The following is a 15,588-nucleotide window of genomic DNA, read 5'->3' as shown; positions in this document are numbered from 1 at the left end:
CGTCGGCGCGGCGTCAGAGCGAGGTCATCTCGCCGGTGTCCAGCAACGACTCGCGCTGCGCCTCCGGCTTCCAGAGATCCGGCTGGGCCGGCTCCTCCACACCGATCCGCTTCGCCTCCAACTGGGCGGCGAAGGAGAGCCCGCCGAACAGGGCGATGCCGGTGAGGTTCGCCCACAGCAGCAGCGCCATCATCCCGGTCAACGCGCCGTAGGTCTGACCGAAACCGCCGCTGTACTTGACGTACGCGGCCAACAGCAGGCTGGCCAGCCACCACAGTGCGATGGCGATGCCGGCGCCGAAGAACAGCCAGGACAGGCCGGGCTGCCGGCGTCGGGGCGCGTGCCGGAACAGCACCGCCACGGCGAGCACGGTCAGGCCGAGGCTCAACGGCCAGCGCACCACGTCCCAGGCGGCCATGGCGAGGTCGCCCCACTCGTAGTGCCGTCGTACCGAGTCGCCGATCGCGCCGCCGCCGACCAGGATCAGGAACCCGGCCAGCGCGGGCAGGCCGGCGGTCACCGCCAGCACCGTGGCCCGCAGGTACTTGGCCAGCGCCGGCCGGTCCCGCTCCACCCCGTAGATCCGGTTGGCGCCCCGCTCGATCTGCGCCATCGTGCTGGTCAGCGCGACCAGCCCGGTGAGCAGACCGAGGGTCAGGGCCAGCTCGCCGGCGTCCTCGGTGCGCTCGCTGTCGGTCAGCAGCTCCTGCACCATCGACTCGCTCTGGCCGGGCGTGATCGCCAGCACCGTGTCGGCGACGACCTTGCCGCCCTCGGTGACACCCAGGTCGGTGATCAGACCGGTGAGCGCGATCAGGAACGGCACCACGGCCAGGCAGAGCTGGAACGCCAGGGCGCGGGCGTGGCTGAACCCGTCGCCGTAGCGGAACCGGACGAACGCGTCGCGCATCAGGCACCAGCCGCCCTGCCGGCGCAGCGTGTGCCAGGCGTCGTCGGCGGACAGCTCGTCCTCGGTCATCAACCGGGTCTCGGGGACCAGCTTGGTGCTACTCACCGCGGGCCTCCTCGATCAGATGCTCCCCGCGCTCACCCACCGCGTCGGCGTCCACCGCCAGGTCGGGGTCCTCCTCGGGCCGCGGCACGCACAACCAGAGCGACTCGGGGCGGATGGTCGCCTTCAGCGACCGGCTCGCGGAGATCAGGTCCCCGTCGAGCTGGCGGGGCTGCGCCCGGTTACTGGTGATCTCCACGGTGCGGGCCCGGAACACCTCCATCCCGGGCACGCGGTCCCGGCGGCGCAGCACCGCCCAGCCCAGGGCCAGCCAGTGCCCGAGCGAACGCGGGGTCAGCACGGCCACGTCGAGCCAGCCGTCGTCCGGCTCGGCGTCGGTGAGCAGCCGTACCCCGCCCTGGAGCCGCCCGACGTTGGCCACCAGGACCGAACGGGCGCGGCGCCGCAGCGGCGGCTTGCCGTCGATGCGTACCGATACGCGCATCGGCCGGTCCCGCAGGTGCCGGGCGGCGCCCACCACGTACGCCGGCCAGCCGATCCGTTTCTTGGTGGTCTCCGAGGTGGAGTCGAGCATCTGCGCGTCGAACCCCATCCCGGCCATCACCGCGAAGCACTGGTCGCCTACCTCGCCCACGTCGAGGCGGCGCATGCCGCGTTCGACGGCGACCTCCAGCCCGGCGGCGAGGTCGTTGGACAGACCCAGGTTGGCGGCGAGCAGGTTGCCGGTGCCCTGCGGCAGCACGGCCAGCGCCACGTCGGTGCCGGCCAGTGCCGTGACACAGGCCATCACCGTGCCGTCCCCGCCGCAGGCGAAGACGACCTCCGCGCCGGCCTTGACCGCCTCTTCCGCCTGCCCCCGGCCGGGGTCCTCGACCGTCGTCTCGTACCAGGTCGGTTCCGGCCACCCGGCGGCGGCGAGCGCGCCGTCCACGGTCCGGCGGAACTCGTCCAGGTCGGCCACCTTGACCGGGTTGACCACCACGGCCGAGCGCGGGGCGCGGTTCTCCGCGTTCCCCGGGCGCTTGTCGTCTGCACCGTCCACGGCGTCAGTGTGCAGGACACGGGGCGTGACGGCGACCCGGCGGAGCGGGACGTCGCGAGAACCGCAAACAGGTTTGGAATCCGTCCACCTCGGTTGACACACAACCCGGCCTGCCCCTCCCCGGGCCGGTCCCGGTGCTACGGTCCGCTGATGTTTCGCCACCACCCTCCGGACCGGCCGGTCGAGGCCGCCCGCCGGCTCACCGCCGGCCGGCTCACCCTGGAGATCGCCGGCGGCAGCGTGGTGGGGAACCGCTACCCCGCCAACTACGACGTGCTGCACGTCGACCCGACCCTGCCGCTGGCCGTGGTCTGCGACGGCATGGGCGACGGCGAGGGCAGCCGGGTGGCCGGGGCGACCGCGGCCGAGACGTTCGTGACGCAGGTCCGCGCCGGCTGGCCCACCGTGGACGGGCTCCGGCTACGCGCCGCCGTCGCCGAGACCCAGCGCCGGGTACGACAGGCCGGCGCGGCGCAGACCGGGCTGACCGGATGCACGCTCACCGCGCTGGTGGCCGAGCCGGACGGCGACCAGGGCTGGCTGGTGCAGATCGGCGACTCGCGGGCCTACCGGCTGCGCGACGGGTTGCTGGAACTGGTCACCGTCGACCACACCATGGCCTGGCTCGGCCTGCTGCACGGCTGGTGGCCGGCCGACTCGCCGGAGGCGGCCCAGGCCCGCTACCACCTGCTGCGCTACGTCGGCCATCCGGACCGCCCGGAGCCGGACCTGCTGGCGGTGCCGCTGCGGCGCGGCGACACCTGGTTGCTGTGCACCGACGGGATCAGCGACCAGATCGGCTACCCGCGGCTGCGGGACCTGCTCGCCGCGCGCCGCGACCCGGCCCGCACGGTCGAGGCACTGCTCGCCGCCAGCCTCGACGCCGGCGGCGAGGACAACGCCACCGCCGTGGTGCTGCGGGTGCACCCGGCTCTGCCGCAGCCGCGCTGACCCCCACCGGTTCCGCCGACCCGGTCCGGCACCCCCACCCTCGCGACTACGCTGGGTGAAAAGCGGGGTGGGAGGTGAGCCGGGTGGCCGCACCCAGCCACGGCGCGGTGGTGGTCGGCGTCGGGGGGTCGGCGCAGGACCTCACGGTGGTCCGCACGGCCGCCGCGGAGGCCGCCGCCCACGACCGGCCGCTACACCTGCTGCACGCGTTCAACTGGACCGCGGCGCCCGGCGGGGCCCCGGCCGGCGGCACCCGCCAGGACGCCGAGCACCTGCTGGCCGCCGCCGGTCAGGTGGCCGCCGAGTGCGCGCCCGAGGTGCCGGTCAGCGGTGAGATCGTGGAGGGCTCGCCGGTCGAGGCGCTGCTGCGGGTCGCCGAAACCGCATTCCTGGTCGCTCTCGGTGACGGCGGCATGGCGGCCTACCCGACCTACGTACCGACCGAGACGCCAGCCGTGACGGTGGCCGCCCGCGCCACCTGCCCGGTCCTGGTCGGGCGCACCGAGGCGGCCCCGCCGGGGCCGCTGATGGTCGGCTTCGACGGATCGCAGGCCTCCCGCGCGGCACTCGAGTACGCGTTCGACTGCGCCGAACGCCGGGGCGCCCGGCTGCTCGCCGTGCGGGTGGTCGAGCCGGAGGACCGGGCCGGCGACGACGGGTTGCTGGAGGAGGCGGTCGGCCGGCACGTCCGGCGGCACCCCAGGGTGACCGCCGACTGCCAGACCCTGCACGGGGAACCGGAGACCGTCCTGCTCGACCGGTCCCGCACGGCGCAGCTCGCGGTGGTCGCCGCGCGCGGCGACGGGCCGGTGCGGTCCACGCTGGGGGCGGTCAGCCAGTCCCTGCTCTACCACTCGCCGGCCCCGCTGATCGTCGTACGGGGACTCGCCGCCGGGAGCGGGTCGTGACGACCGCACGAGGCGGGACCTCCGGCCCGGACCGACACCCACCCGACCCCGAGCCGCGAGAGGTTGACGCCGCATGGACACCGCGCCGGACCTGCACAGCACGCTGACCGACGACGAGCTGCGTCGGCTCGACGCCTACTGGCGGGCGGCGAACTACCTGACCGTCGGGCAGATCTACCTGCTCGACAACCCGCTGCTCCGCGAGCCGCTCAAACCCGAGCACATCAAACCCCGGCTGCTCGGGCACTGGGGCACGAGTCCGGGCCTCAACCTGCTCTACACGCACCTCAACCGGGTCATCGTCGACCGGGACCTGTCCACCATCTTCGTCACCGGCCCCGGCCACGGCGGCCCGGCGCTGGTCGCCAACACCTGGCTGGAGGGCACCTACAGCGAGCTCTACCACCACATCCCGCGGAACGAGACCGGCATGCGGCGGCTGTTCCGCCAGTTCTCCTTCCCCGGCGGCATCCCGAGCCACGTGGCGCCGGAGGTGCCGGGTTCGATCCACGAGGGCGGCGAGCTGGGATACGCGCTGAGCCACGCCTACGGCGCCGCGTTCGACAACCCGGGCCTGCTGGTGGCCTGCGTGATCGGTGACGGCGAGGCGGAGACCGGCCCGCTGGCCGGCAGTTGGCTGTCGAACGTGTTCCTCAACCCGGTCCGCGACGGGGCGGTGCTGCCGATCCTGCACCTCAACGGCTACAAGATCGCCAACCCGACCGTGCTGGACCGGATCCCCGCCGACGACCTGCGGGACATGATGCGCGGCTTCGGCTACCAGCCGTACCTGGTCGAGGGCGACGATCCGGCCACGGTGCACCGGCTGCTCGCCGCGACCCTGGACCGGGCACTCGACGAGATCGCCGCGATCCAGCGCCGGGCCCGTTGCGGCGGGCACGTCGAGCGCCCCCGCTGGCCGATGATCATCCTGCGTACGCCGAAGGGCTGGACCGGTCCGAGCGATGTGGACGGCAAGCAGGTCGAGGGCACCTTCCGCGCCCACCAGGTGCCGATCTCCGGGGTACGCGACAACCCGGAGCACCTGGCCGAGCTGGTGCGCTGGCTGCGCAGCTACCGGCCGGAGGAGTTGTTCGACGCCGCCGGCGCCCCGGTCGCCGAGCTGGCCGAGCTGCCGCCCACCGGTGACCGGCGGATGAGCGCCAACCCGGTGGCCAACGGCGGCCGGCTGCTGCGCAACCTGGAGCTGCCGGACTTCCGCGACTACGCGGTGGACGTGCCGACCCCGGGCGAGCCGATGGCCGGCGCGACCGGCGCGCTCGGCCCCTGGGTCCGCGACGTGATCGTCCGCAACCCGGAGACGTTCCGCCTGTTCGGCCCGGACGAGGTCGCCTCGAACCGGCTCGGCGCGGCGTTCGAGGTGACCGACCGGGCGTTCGTCGGCGCCGGGGTTCCCGGCGACGACCACCTCTCCCCCGACGGCCGGGTGATGGAGGTGCTCTCCGAGCACCTGTGCCAGGGTTGGCTGGAGGGCTACCTGCTGACCGGCCGACACGGCATCTTCACCAGCTACGAGGCGTTCATCCACATCGTCGACTCGATGGTCAACCAGCACGCCAAGTGGCTCAAGGTGACCCGTGGCATCCCCTGGCGGGAGCCGGTGGCCTCGCTGAACTACCTGCTGTCCAGCCACGTCTGGCGTCAGGACCACAACGGCTTCTCGCACCAGGACCCGGGCTTCATCGACCACGTGGTCAACAAGAAGGCCGAGGTGGTCCGGGTCTACCTGCCGCCGGACGGCAACACGCTGCTGTCCACGATGGACCACTGCCTGCGCAGCCGGCAGTACGTCAACGTGGTGGTGGCCGGCAAGCAGCCGTCACCGAACTGGCTGAGCATGGACGAGGCGATCCAGCACTGCCGTCGCGGCCTGGGCATCTGGGACTGGGCCAGCAGCGACGACGGCACCGAGCCGGACGTGGTGCTCGCCTGCGCCGGTGACGTGCCGACGCTGGAGACGCTCGCCGCGGCGGAGCTGCTGCGCACGCACCTGCCGAGCCTGAAGGTCCGGGTGGTGAACGTGGTCGACCTGATGCGCCTGCAACCGCCGTCGGAACACCCGCACGGCCTGCCGGACGACGAGTTCGACACCATCTTCACCCGCGACAAGCCGACCATCTTCGCCTACCACGGCTACCCGTGGCTGATCCACCGGCTCACCTACCGCCGCACCAACCACGACAACCTGCACGTCCGCGGCTACAAGGAAGAGGGCACCACCACGACGCCGTTCGACATGGTGATGCTCAACGACCTGGACCGCTTCCACCTGGTCATCGACGTGATCGACCGGGTGCCGGAGCTGCGCTCGCGCGCCGCGCACCTGCGGCAGGACATGGTGGACGCACGCCAGTCGTGCCGCGACCACACCCGCCGGTACGGTGAGGACGATCCGCGGGTCGTCGAGTGGCGGTGGATCCGTGAGAACGACCCGGACGTGAGGAGCGGCGCATGAGTGGGGAAGAGATCCTGGTCGGCTACGACGGCTCGGCCGACGCGGCGATCGCCGTGCAGTGGGCGCTGGACGAGGCGGGCCGCTCGGATCGGCCGGTGCGGCTGGCGTACGTCTTCGAGTGGTTGACCGTGACCGGCTGGATCGGCCCCGGGGTGGCCCCCGGCGTGTGGCCGGACGAGGCCGCCCGTCAGCAGGTCGAGGAGCTGGTCCGCCAGGCGGCAACGGACGCCGCCGCCGATCGGCCCGGCCTCACCGTGCACGGTGAGGTGTTCGACGGTCCGCCCGCGCTGGTGTTGCAGGAACGCTCCGCCGAGGCGGGCATGCTGGTGCTCGGCAGCCGGGGCCACGGCGGTTTCGGTGGGCTGCTCGCCGGTTCCACAGCCGTCTCCGTCGTCGCGCACGCCCACTGTCCGGTGGTGGTGGTCCGCGACGGGCAGCGCGCCACGTCCGGGCCGGTGGTGGTGGGCTCGGACGGCTCGGAGACGGCGCTGCTGGCACTCGGCTTCGCGGTCGAGCGGGCCGCCCAGCGGGACGTGCCGCTGCGGGTGTTGCGGGTCTGGGAGCCGCCCGGCGGCCGCCGGGTGCCCTCGGACTTCGACCCGGAGGAGACCGCCGCGGCGGAGCGGGCCGCCGCCGAGGCGGAGCTGGCACCGTGGCGGGAGTCCTTCCCCGACGTACCGGTCGAGATCGAGGCCGTCCCCGGCAGCGCGGCGGCGCTGCTGGTGGAGGCGAGCCGGTCGGCGCAGCTCGTGGTGGTCGGCACCCGGGGCCGGGGCGGGCTGCGCGGCATGCTGCTCGGCTCGGTCAGCCAGCAGCTCATCCAGCACTCGCACTGCCCGGTCGCGGTGGTACGCGAGCGCTGAGACCCTCCCGCGCGATGGTCGCGGTCGCCGCGCGACCCACCGCCCGCCGGCCGCGACCCACCGCCCGCCGGCCGCGACTCACCGGTCGGCGGCGGTGGACCCGTCGGACGGGTTGAGCGAGAAGTAGTCCTCCTCCTCCTGGGCCAGGTGCAGCCGCAGCACCGCGTCCAGGCCATAGAGCGCGGCCAGCAGGTCCGGCACCTCGTCGTGGCGCAACCGGCCGTCCGGCTGCGCCGCCAGGTGTCCACCGATCCGCTCCACCAGCCGCACGATCTCCACGTGCGCCCGGCTCATCGTGGAGGTCGCCTCGGCGCTGCCCAGCGGGCCGGCCAGAGCCGGGTAGAGCTGCCGTTCCTCGGCCGCCTCGTGCGGCAGCACCTCGTCGACCAGCCGGCGGTGCACGTCCCGCACCGCGGGCACACACGCCGGGTCGTCCGGGCGGATCGCCACCAGGTCGGCGGTGTCCCGCAGCCGCGCCAGCACGTCCCGCACACCGCCGTGCTCACCGGCGTACCGGTCGAGCAGCGCGACGGTGTCCGGGGGCAGGTCACGCCGGCGCAGACCGCCACCGAGCGCGCGCAACGCGTTGAGGATCACCAGGACGTCGATGCCCTCCTGGAGGAACGCCCCGGCGACCGGGGGCAGCCGGCCGGCGGCGGCGACCAGCATGGCGAGCACCGCCAGACCCATCCCCACGGTGGCGCTCTGCACCGCGATCCGGCGGGCGTACCGGGCGATCTCGACGGCGTCGGCGAGCCGGTCCAACCGGTCCACGGTGAGCACCGCGTCGGCCACGTCCGCCGAGGCGGTCGCCCCGGTCGCGCCCATCGCCACCCCGACGTGCGCCTCGGCCAGCGCCGGGGCGTCGTTCACCCCGTCGCCGACCATCACCGTCACCGCGTGCGCCGACTCCTGGCGTACCCGCTCGGCCTTCTCCTGCGGCGAGCACCTGGCGATCACGTCGTCCACGCCCACGAGCTGGGCGACCTGCCGGGCCGGCTCCGGCCGGTCACCGGTCACCATCACCAGCCGGGTCAGGCCCGCCTGGCGCAGCCGCCGCACGGTCCGCCGGGCGTCCGGGCGGACCGGGTCCTCCAGCAGGATCGCGCCGAGCGGCCCGTTCTCGTCGCTGACCCACACCGCCGAACGTCCGGCCCGTTCGGCGCGCTCACCGAGCCGGCCCGCCCACCGCGGCGGCTCCCCGGTGAACTGACCCACCCGGATCAGCCGCCCGTCCACACGCCCGGTCACCCCGTGCCCCGGTTCCTCGGTCACCCCGATCGGCTCGGTCAGCGGCAAGCCGTGCTCGCGGGCCTGCCGGACCAGTGCGGCGGCAAGCACGTGCGGGGAGAGCTGCTCGACCGAGGCGGCCAGCCGCAGCACCTCGTCCCGGTCGCCGCCCGGCGCGACCACCACCTCGGCCGCCCGGGGCCGACCGGCGGTGAGCGTGCCGGTCTTGTCCAGCAGCAGGGTACGGGCGCGGCCGAGCTGTTCCAACGACCCGCCGTCGCGCACCAGCACGCCGCGTCGGGCCACCCGGGACAGCCCGGACACCACGGCGATCGGGGTGGCCAGCAGCAGCGGGCACGGCGTGGCCACCACCAGCACCGCGACCGCCCGGGTGAACTCGCCGGACAGCAGCCACGCCAGGCCGGCCAGCAGCAGGGTGAACGGCACGAACGCGGCGGCGTACCGGTCGGCGAGCCGCACCATCGGCGCCTTGCGGGCGGTGGCCTCGCCGGCCAGCCGGACGATGCCGGCGTAGGTGCTCTCCGCCGCGTTCGCGCGGGCCCGCAGCCCGAACGCCGCGCCCGCGTTGACCACGCCGCTGGCGACCTGCTCCCCCGCCGCCCGGGCCACCAGTTGCGACTCACCGGTGACCACCGACTCGTCGAGCGTGGCCGGTTCCTCGGCCACCCCGTCGACCGGCACCACGTCACCCGGGCCGACCAGCAGCCGGTCACCGGCGGCCACCCGGTCCAGGGGCACCACCTCGATCCGGCCGTCGGCGGCGCGGCGGCGGGCCTGCCGGGGCGCGCGTTCCAGCAGCGCCCGCAGGTCGCGGGTGGCACGACGCTGGGCGTACTCCTCCAACGCCCGGCCGGTGGCGACCATCACCGCGATCAGGGCGCCGGCCAGGTACTCCCCCACCAGCAGCGCGCCGAGCAGCGCCAACACGGCGATGACGTCCACGCCGAACTGGCGCAGCCACAACTGCCGCAGCGTCGTCCAGGCCGCCGGCGCCAGGGCGACCACGGTGACCGCCGCCCACACCAGCCGGCCGGCGTCGCGTGCGCCGGCGAACCACAGGCCCGCCCCGACCAGCACGGCGAGGGTGACCAGGGCCAGCGGCGCCCACTGCGCCCCGGCCCGCCGGACGCGGGCCGGATGCTCGGGTACGCACTCCTGCGGTTCGGTCCCCACGTGCGGATCATCTCAGCCCGCAGGTGGGACAGGCAGGGCGAATCCGGGTAATCGGCGGTCGACGGAACCCTGCGCGCCCCGCCGGTATGACCGAGGATGGGGCGGCATCCCCACCCGGTACGCCGGGCGTGGGGCACGATGGGGAAAACAGGAAAGGTCGTGACGATGAGCCACGAGAAGCCGGCTACCGATCGCCCGTTGACCACCGCCCTCGCGGAGGCCGCCGGAATGGCCGGCCACGCCCCCTCGGTGCACAACACCCAGCCGTGGCACTGGACGGTGCTGCCCGACGCGCTGGAGCTGCGGGTGGTGCGCGAACGACACCTCAGCGCCATGGACCCGGAGGGTCGACTGCTGGTGGTCAGCTGCGGTGCGGCCCTGCACCACGCCCGGGTGGCCCTGGCCGCCGAGGGCTGGACGCCCGTGGTGGAGCGGCTGCCCGACGCCCGCCAGCCGGACCTGATGGCCCGGATCACCGGCCTGTCGCACACCGGCACCGACCCGGACGCCATGCACCTGGTGCAGTGCATGCGGGTGCGGCACACCGACCGGCGCCCGGTCAGCGACGAGCAGATCCCGGCCGCCGCGCTCGGCGACATCGACCGGGCCGCCACCCTCGAAGGCGTGAACCTGCAACTGCTCGACGACACCCAGAAGATCCAGCTGGCCAGCGCGGCCCAGCAGGCCGCCGCCGTCGAGGCGGACAGCCCTGAGCTGCGCGAGGAGTTGGCCTACTGGACCAGCCGCTCCGGCACCGGCACCGGGCTGCCGCCGGAGGTGCTGCCCGACCAGGCACCGCAGACCACCGTGCCGGGCCGTGACTTCGGCCGCGCCGGCTCGCTGCCCATCGGCCCCGGGCACGACAAGACCGCCGTCTACGGCATCCTGTGGGGCGCCGACGACGAACCGCTGAGCTGGCTGCGCGCCGGGGAAGGACTCTCCGCCGCCTGGCTCGCCGCCACCCGCCACGGGGTGTCCCTGGTGCCGTTGTCCGGGGTGGTGGAGGTCGACGGCACCCGTGAGGTGCTGCGGCAGATGCTCGCCGGGCTCGGCTTCCCGTACCTGAGCATGCGGCTCGGCGTGGCCGACCCGACCCACGCCGGCCCGCCGCACACCCCCCGGCTGGAGGCCGCGCAGACCGTGGACACCTCCGCCGTCCGCGACCACCTGGCCTGACCGGTCCCGATCACGGCGGCCGTCGGGCGATACCATCGCCCGATGGCCGCCGAACCCCAGTCCCGGCACGAGCACGTCACGCCGTCGCTCGGGTTGTCCCCGCTGTCGCGCGTCCGCCTCGACGAACTGCTCCAGGAGATGCTCGACCGCGTCGGCGAGGTGGTCACCAGCCGTGAGCGACTGCGCGCGCTGCTCGACGCGGTCGTCGGCATCGGCTCCGACCTCGACCTGCGCAGCACCCTCCAACGGATCGTGCAGTCGGCGTGCGAGCTGGCCGGCGCCCGGTACGGCGCGCTCGGGGTGATCGGCCCCGACCGGATGCTGCACGACTTCATCGTCCACGGCATCAGCCCCGAGCAGCACGCCAAGATAGGCGAGCTGCCGCACGGGCGGGGCGTGCTCGGCCTGCTCATCGACCAGCCGAAGCCGCTGCGCATGCCGGACATCACCCAGCACCCCAACTCGTACGGCTTCCCGCCGCACCACCCGCCGATGCACAGCTTCCTCGGCGTGCCGGTGCGCATCCGCGACCACGTGTGGGGCAACCTCTACCTGGCCGAGAAGCAGGGCGCCGCCGAGTTCACCGAGGACGACGAGGAGATCGTCGTCGCGCTGGCCGCCGCGGCCGGCGTGGCGATCGAGAACGCCCGCCTGTACGCGCTGGCCCACCGCCGGGAACGCTGGCTCGCCGCCACCGCCGAGATCACCTCGGTGCTGCTCGGTGAGGTGCGCCGCACCGACGCGCTGACGCTCGTGGCCCGCCGGGCCCGTGAGGTCGCCGAGGCGGAACTGGCTCTGGTGCTGCTCTACGACGAGGACGAGGCGCAGTTCACCGTCGAGGTGGTCGACGGCGCCGACCCGGGCGCCCGGGAACTGGTCGGCGCGGTGCTGCCGGCCAACGAGACCAGCTTCGCCGCCGCCGTCACCGAGGGCCGGCACGAGCAGGTCGACAACCTCGCCGCCGCCGCGCCCTGGCCCCGGCCGGTGGTCACCGGCCCGGCGGTCATCTCCCCGCTGGCCGCCGCCGACGCGCTGCACGGCGTCCTGGTGACCGCACACCGGCCCGACCACGGGCCCGCCGCCGACGGCGACCTCACCCTGCTCGCCAGCTTCGCCGGTCAGGCCGCGCTGGCCATGGAGCGGGCCCGCGGGCAGGAGGAACGGGAACTGCTCGTGGTCCTGGAGGACCGCGAACGCATTGCCCGCGACCTGCACGACGTGGTCATCCAGCGACTGTTCGCCACCGGCCTGCAACTGCAGAGCGGGGCGATGAACGCCCGCCCCGACGCGGCCAGGCGGATCAACCAGGCCGTCGACGACCTCGACGCCACCATCCGCGACATCCGCCGCACCATCTTCGAACTGCGCACCCCGATGAGCGCGGCGCTGCGCACGGAGATCCGCGAGGCGATCGAGGTGGCCGCCGAGTTGCTCGGCTACCGCCCCGATCTGGAACTGGTCGGGCCGATCGACAGCGCCGTCCCCGACGAGCTGCGCCCCGAACTGACCGCCGTGCTGCGCGAGGCGCTGTCCAACGCGGTACGCCACGCACAGGCCAGCCGGGTGCGGGTGCGGGTGCGCGTCGACGCCGGCCGGGTCGAGGTCACCGTCACCGACGACGGCGTCGGCTGCGACCCGGAGGCCGCCCGCAGTGGCCTGGTCAACCTGCGGGAGCGGGCCGAACGGCTCGGCGGCGAGTTCACGCTGGGCCGGGCCGAGCCGCGCGGCACCGAGGTGCGGTGGAGCGTCCCGCTGGACTGACCCGCCCGGGTCAGGTGTTCTTGCCGAGCAGGCGGGTGGCCAGCACCGCCGCCTGGGTACGCCGTTCCAGGCCGAGCTTCGCCAGCACGCTGGAGACGTAGTTCTTCACCGTCTTCTCGGCCAGGAACATCTTGCCGGCGATCTCCCGGTTGGTCAGCCCCTCCGCCACGTACTCCAGGATCCGCCGCTCCTGCTCGGTGAGCGACTTCAACTCCCGGGGCTGCTCCACACCGCTGCGGATGCGCTCCAACACCCGGGTGGTGATCGCCGGGTCGAGCAGGGACTGCCCGGCGGCGACCCGGCGGACCGCGTCCACCAGGTCGGTGCCGCGGATCTGCTTGAGCACGTAACCGGCGGCACCCGCCATGATCGCCGCGAACAGCGCCTCGTCGTCCTCGTACGAGGTGAGGATCAACCCCTTGATCGAGGAGTCCACGGCGCGGACGTCCCGGCACACGTCGATGCCGTTGCCGTCGGGCAGCCGGGCGTCGAGGATCGCCACGTCGGGGCGCAGCGCCGGAATCCGGCGCGCCGCCTCCTGGGCCAGGCCGGACTCGCCGACCACCTCGATGTCGCCGCTGCTCTGCAGCAGTTCGGCAAGGCCACGACGGACGACCTCGTGGTCGTCGAGCAGGAACACCCGGATCATCCGTCTTTTCTACCCGCTCGCCCACCGCCCACGCACGGGCCGAAGGTCCCGTCCTCCCCCCGGCCGCCCGGGACCGACCGACAGGTGCAGGTGGGGACCTCCGGCCCTGCTCAGGGCCGGGCCGGCTGACGGAACGTAGGTGGTATCCCGGCCGGGGGAGCCGGCGCGGCACGGAGGGAGCACCACCATGACGACCGAGTACACCGTCGCCCAGCTACGGGACGCAGCCGTCGACGCGGTCCGGGCGCCGTCGCTGCACAACACCCAGCCGTGGCGGTTCCGACTCGTCGACGGGGGCATCGAGGTTTCCGTCGACCGGCTGCGCGGCCTGCCCGCCACCGACCCGACCGGCTGGGGCGCACGCGTCGCCGCCGGCGCGGCCCTGTTCAACCTGCGCCTGGCGCTGGCCGTGGCGGGCACCCCGGCCACCGTCCGGCTGCGCCCGTACCCGACCGACCCGGACGTGGTCGCCCGCCTCGTGCCCGACCGGCCGCGCCGGCCCACCCCGGCCGAGCAGAGCCTGCACGCGGCGATCGACCGCCGGTACAGCAACCGGGCGCCGTTCTGGCCCGACCCGGTGCCGGCCGAGGCCCGCTGGCGGCTCGGTGAGGCGGCCCGCGCCGAACAGTGCTGGCTGGAACTGGTCATCGGCGCCAGCGCGGTGAACGCGGTCGCCGAGGTGGCCCGCAGCGCCCACCGGGTGCTGGAGCGCGACCCCGCGTACGTGGCCGAGCGGGCCGAGTGGATCCGCACCGAACCGGCGCCCGACGGGGTGCCCGCCGCGGCCGGCGGACCGCAGAGCGAACCGCAGGACCTGCTGCCGCAGCGCGGGTTCGGTGGTCGCAACCGCGCCCCCGGTCGGGACTTCGAACCGGAGCCGCTGGTCGCGGTGCTCGGCTCGCCCGGCAACACCCCCGCCGACCAGGTGGTCGCCGGGCAGGCGCTGCAACGGGTGCTGCTCACCGCCACCGACGCCGGCCTGAGCGCGTCGATGCTGTCCCAACCGATCGAGGTGCCGGCGGCGCGGGAGGCGCTGCGGATGTCGCTGGGCCGGTTCGGTACCCCGCAGATGGTGATGCGGGTCGGGTTCGGCCAGCCGGGCCGCGCCACCCCCCGCCGTCCGGTCGACGAGGTGCTCGACCTGCCGGTCGTGTCGGCCTGACCCGCCGGCGGGTCAGGCCGGCAGGCCGGCCAGCAGCGCCGCCTCCCGTTCCGGGGCCAGACCCACCGGGGCGCGCGCCGGCCGGCCCGCACGGGCCGGAACCTGCCCCACCTCACGCAGCCACCGCCAGGTGTCGGCGACGGTCTCGGTCACCGGCCGGCAGACCAGCCCCGCCGCGTACGCCCGCGCCACGTCCCACTCCAGCAGCCAGCGGTACTCGTGGCCCCGGGGAACCCAGATCGGCAGGTCGTTCCACGGCTCCACCCCGGCCGCCAGGATGGGCTCCGGCGCGGTCCACCGCAGCGTCGCGTCCGACCCGGTCGCCGCCACCGCCGCGTCGAGCAGCTCACCCATCGTCGTGTGTCCGGCACGGCTCACCACGTTGTACGCCCCACCCACGTGCTCGGCACCCCGGTCCAGGAGCCAGATCGCCAGGTCACGCACGTCCACGTACTGCAGCGGAAGGTCGCGGGGGCCGGGCGCCAGCACGTCCCCGCCCCGGGCGACCCGGTGCAGCCACCACGGCAGCCGCCCGATGTCCTCGCCTGGGCCGAGGATCAGCCCGGCCCGGGCCAGCAACGCCCGGTCGCCGAACACCCGCACCGCGGCCCGCTCCGCGCCGGCCTTGTTGTGCGGGTAGTCGCCGTCCTCCGCGTCCGGCTCGGCCGCCACCGTCGGCGCCTCCTCCCCGGTCCCGTCGGCGACCGGAGGCGCGTACACCGAGCCGCTGGAGACGTAGGCGTAGTGCGGCACCGCGTCGGCCAGGGTCCGCGCCGCGTCGAGGACCGCGCGGGGCGCGCCGTCCCAGGTGTCCACCACCAGATCCCACTCGCCGCCGGCGAGCGCGGCCAGCCCGTCCGGGGCGGTGCGGTCACCCCGCAACCGGTGTACGCCGGCCGGCAGCCGCCCGTGCACGCCCCGGTTGAACACAGTCACCGACCAGTCGCGGCGTACCGCCTCGGCCACGATGGCACCACCGACGAATCCCGTCCCGCCAAGCATCAGAAGTCGCATGCGCCCCAGCCTCCCGGCCCGGGCCACCGCCCGGCACCCCCGTTCACCGTCAGCGGATCTGCCACGGGCAGAACCGCCCCGGAGCCGCGCGGCGCCCGCAAGCCCTGTCGGCGTCGGTGTGGGTGGGGTGTCCGGTTCGGCGGTGGTGGGCGGCACTCTGGCGGCGGAATCGCGGTCGGGTCGGTGGCG

General features: G+C 74.5%; 12 protein-coding genes. 7 read left to right on the top strand and 5 right to left on the bottom strand.

Annotated elements, in window-relative coordinates; genetic code table 11:
• Positions 1-13 precede the first annotated feature (13 nt).
• Both ACLQ2X_RS26610 and ACLQ2X_RS26605 read right to left on the bottom strand, forming a co-directional pair.
• A complete protein-coding gene (locus ACLQ2X_RS26610) occupies positions 14-1,015 on the bottom strand; it encodes a YihY/virulence factor BrkB family protein (protein ID WP_425683825.1) in 1,002 nt (333 codons plus the stop codon).
• A complete protein-coding gene (locus ACLQ2X_RS26605) occupies positions 1,008-2,015 on the bottom strand; it encodes a diacylglycerol/lipid kinase family protein (protein ID WP_425683824.1) in 1,008 nt (335 codons plus the stop codon). Before ACLQ2X_RS26605 ends, ACLQ2X_RS26610 begins: the two co-directional genes overlap by 8 nt.
• 150 nt (positions 2,016-2,165) lie before the next feature.
• Between ACLQ2X_RS26605 and ACLQ2X_RS26600 the strand changes: the two genes are divergently transcribed.
• The 4 genes from ACLQ2X_RS26600 (at position 2,166) to ACLQ2X_RS26585 (ending at position 7,213) form a co-directional block, all read left to right on the top strand.
• Positions 2,166-2,966: a PP2C family protein-serine/threonine phosphatase gene (locus tag ACLQ2X_RS26600; RefSeq protein ID WP_425683823.1), complete on the top strand. Its 801-nt coding sequence runs from the start codon at positions 2,166-2,168 to the stop codon at positions 2,964-2,966.
• An 83-nt stretch (positions 2,967-3,049) separates the two neighbouring features.
• Positions 3,050-3,874: a universal stress protein gene (locus tag ACLQ2X_RS26595; protein ID WP_425683822.1), complete on the top strand. Its 825-nt coding sequence runs from the start codon at positions 3,050-3,052 to the stop codon at positions 3,872-3,874.
• Positions 3,875-3,947: 73 nt separating this feature from the next.
• On the top strand, positions 3,948-6,350 hold the full coding sequence (locus ACLQ2X_RS26590) for a phosphoketolase family protein (protein ID WP_425683821.1): 2,403 nt from the start codon (positions 3,948-3,950) through the stop codon (positions 6,348-6,350).
• Entirely contained in the window at positions 6,347-7,213 is an 867-nt protein-coding gene (locus ACLQ2X_RS26585) for a universal stress protein (RefSeq protein ID WP_425683820.1), read from the top strand. The genes ACLQ2X_RS26590 and ACLQ2X_RS26585 overlap by 4 nt, the downstream gene beginning before the upstream one ends.
• A gap of 78 nt (positions 7,214-7,291) precedes the next feature.
• Here ACLQ2X_RS26585 and ACLQ2X_RS26580 read toward each other — a convergent pair whose 3' ends face one another.
• On the bottom strand, positions 7,292-9,637 hold the full coding sequence (locus ACLQ2X_RS26580) for a heavy metal translocating P-type ATPase (RefSeq protein ID WP_425683819.1): 2,346 nt from the start codon (positions 9,635-9,637) through the stop codon (positions 7,292-7,294).
• A 165-nt stretch (positions 9,638-9,802) separates the two neighbouring features.
• Here ACLQ2X_RS26580 and ACLQ2X_RS26575 point away from each other — a divergent pair, with 165 nt between their 5' ends.
• Positions 9,803-10,813, top strand: a complete 1,011-nt coding sequence (locus ACLQ2X_RS26575; RefSeq protein WP_425683818.1) for an Acg family FMN-binding oxidoreductase — start codon at positions 9,803-9,805, stop codon at positions 10,811-10,813.
• Positions 10,814-10,855: 42 nt separating this feature from the next.
• On the top strand, positions 10,856-12,574 hold the full coding sequence (locus ACLQ2X_RS26570; RefSeq protein WP_425683817.1) for a GAF domain-containing protein: 1,719 nt from the start codon (positions 10,856-10,858) through the stop codon (positions 12,572-12,574).
• 10 nt (positions 12,575-12,584) lie between these two features.
• On the opposite strand, the gene ACLQ2X_RS26565 is transcribed toward ACLQ2X_RS26570, so the two are convergent.
• Positions 12,585-13,223 (bottom strand): response regulator transcription factor, encoded by a 639-nt coding sequence (locus tag ACLQ2X_RS26565; RefSeq protein ID WP_354874710.1) that lies wholly within the window; start codon positions 13,221-13,223, stop codon positions 12,585-12,587.
• A 187-nt stretch (positions 13,224-13,410) separates the two neighbouring features.
• Between ACLQ2X_RS26565 and ACLQ2X_RS26560 the strand changes: the two genes are divergently transcribed.
• On the top strand, positions 13,411-14,385 hold the full coding sequence (locus tag ACLQ2X_RS26560; protein ID WP_425683816.1) for an Acg family FMN-binding oxidoreductase: 975 nt from the start codon (positions 13,411-13,413) through the stop codon (positions 14,383-14,385).
• Between the two features lie 12 nt (positions 14,386-14,397).
• Here the strand turns inward: ACLQ2X_RS26560 and ACLQ2X_RS26555 are convergent, their stop codons facing one another.
• Complete coding sequence (locus tag ACLQ2X_RS26555) at positions 14,398-15,399, bottom strand: NAD-dependent epimerase/dehydratase family protein (protein ID WP_425683815.1); 1,002 nt, start codon at positions 15,397-15,399, stop codon at positions 14,398-14,400.
• Positions 15,400-15,588 lie beyond the last annotated feature (189 nt).

Source organism: Micromonospora sp. DT31, from assembly GCF_049841795.1.
In the GTDB taxonomy this organism is placed as follows: Bacteria; Actinomycetota; Actinomycetes; order Mycobacteriales; family Micromonosporaceae; genus Micromonospora.
This window is presented reverse-complemented; position numbering and strand designations above follow the sequence as displayed.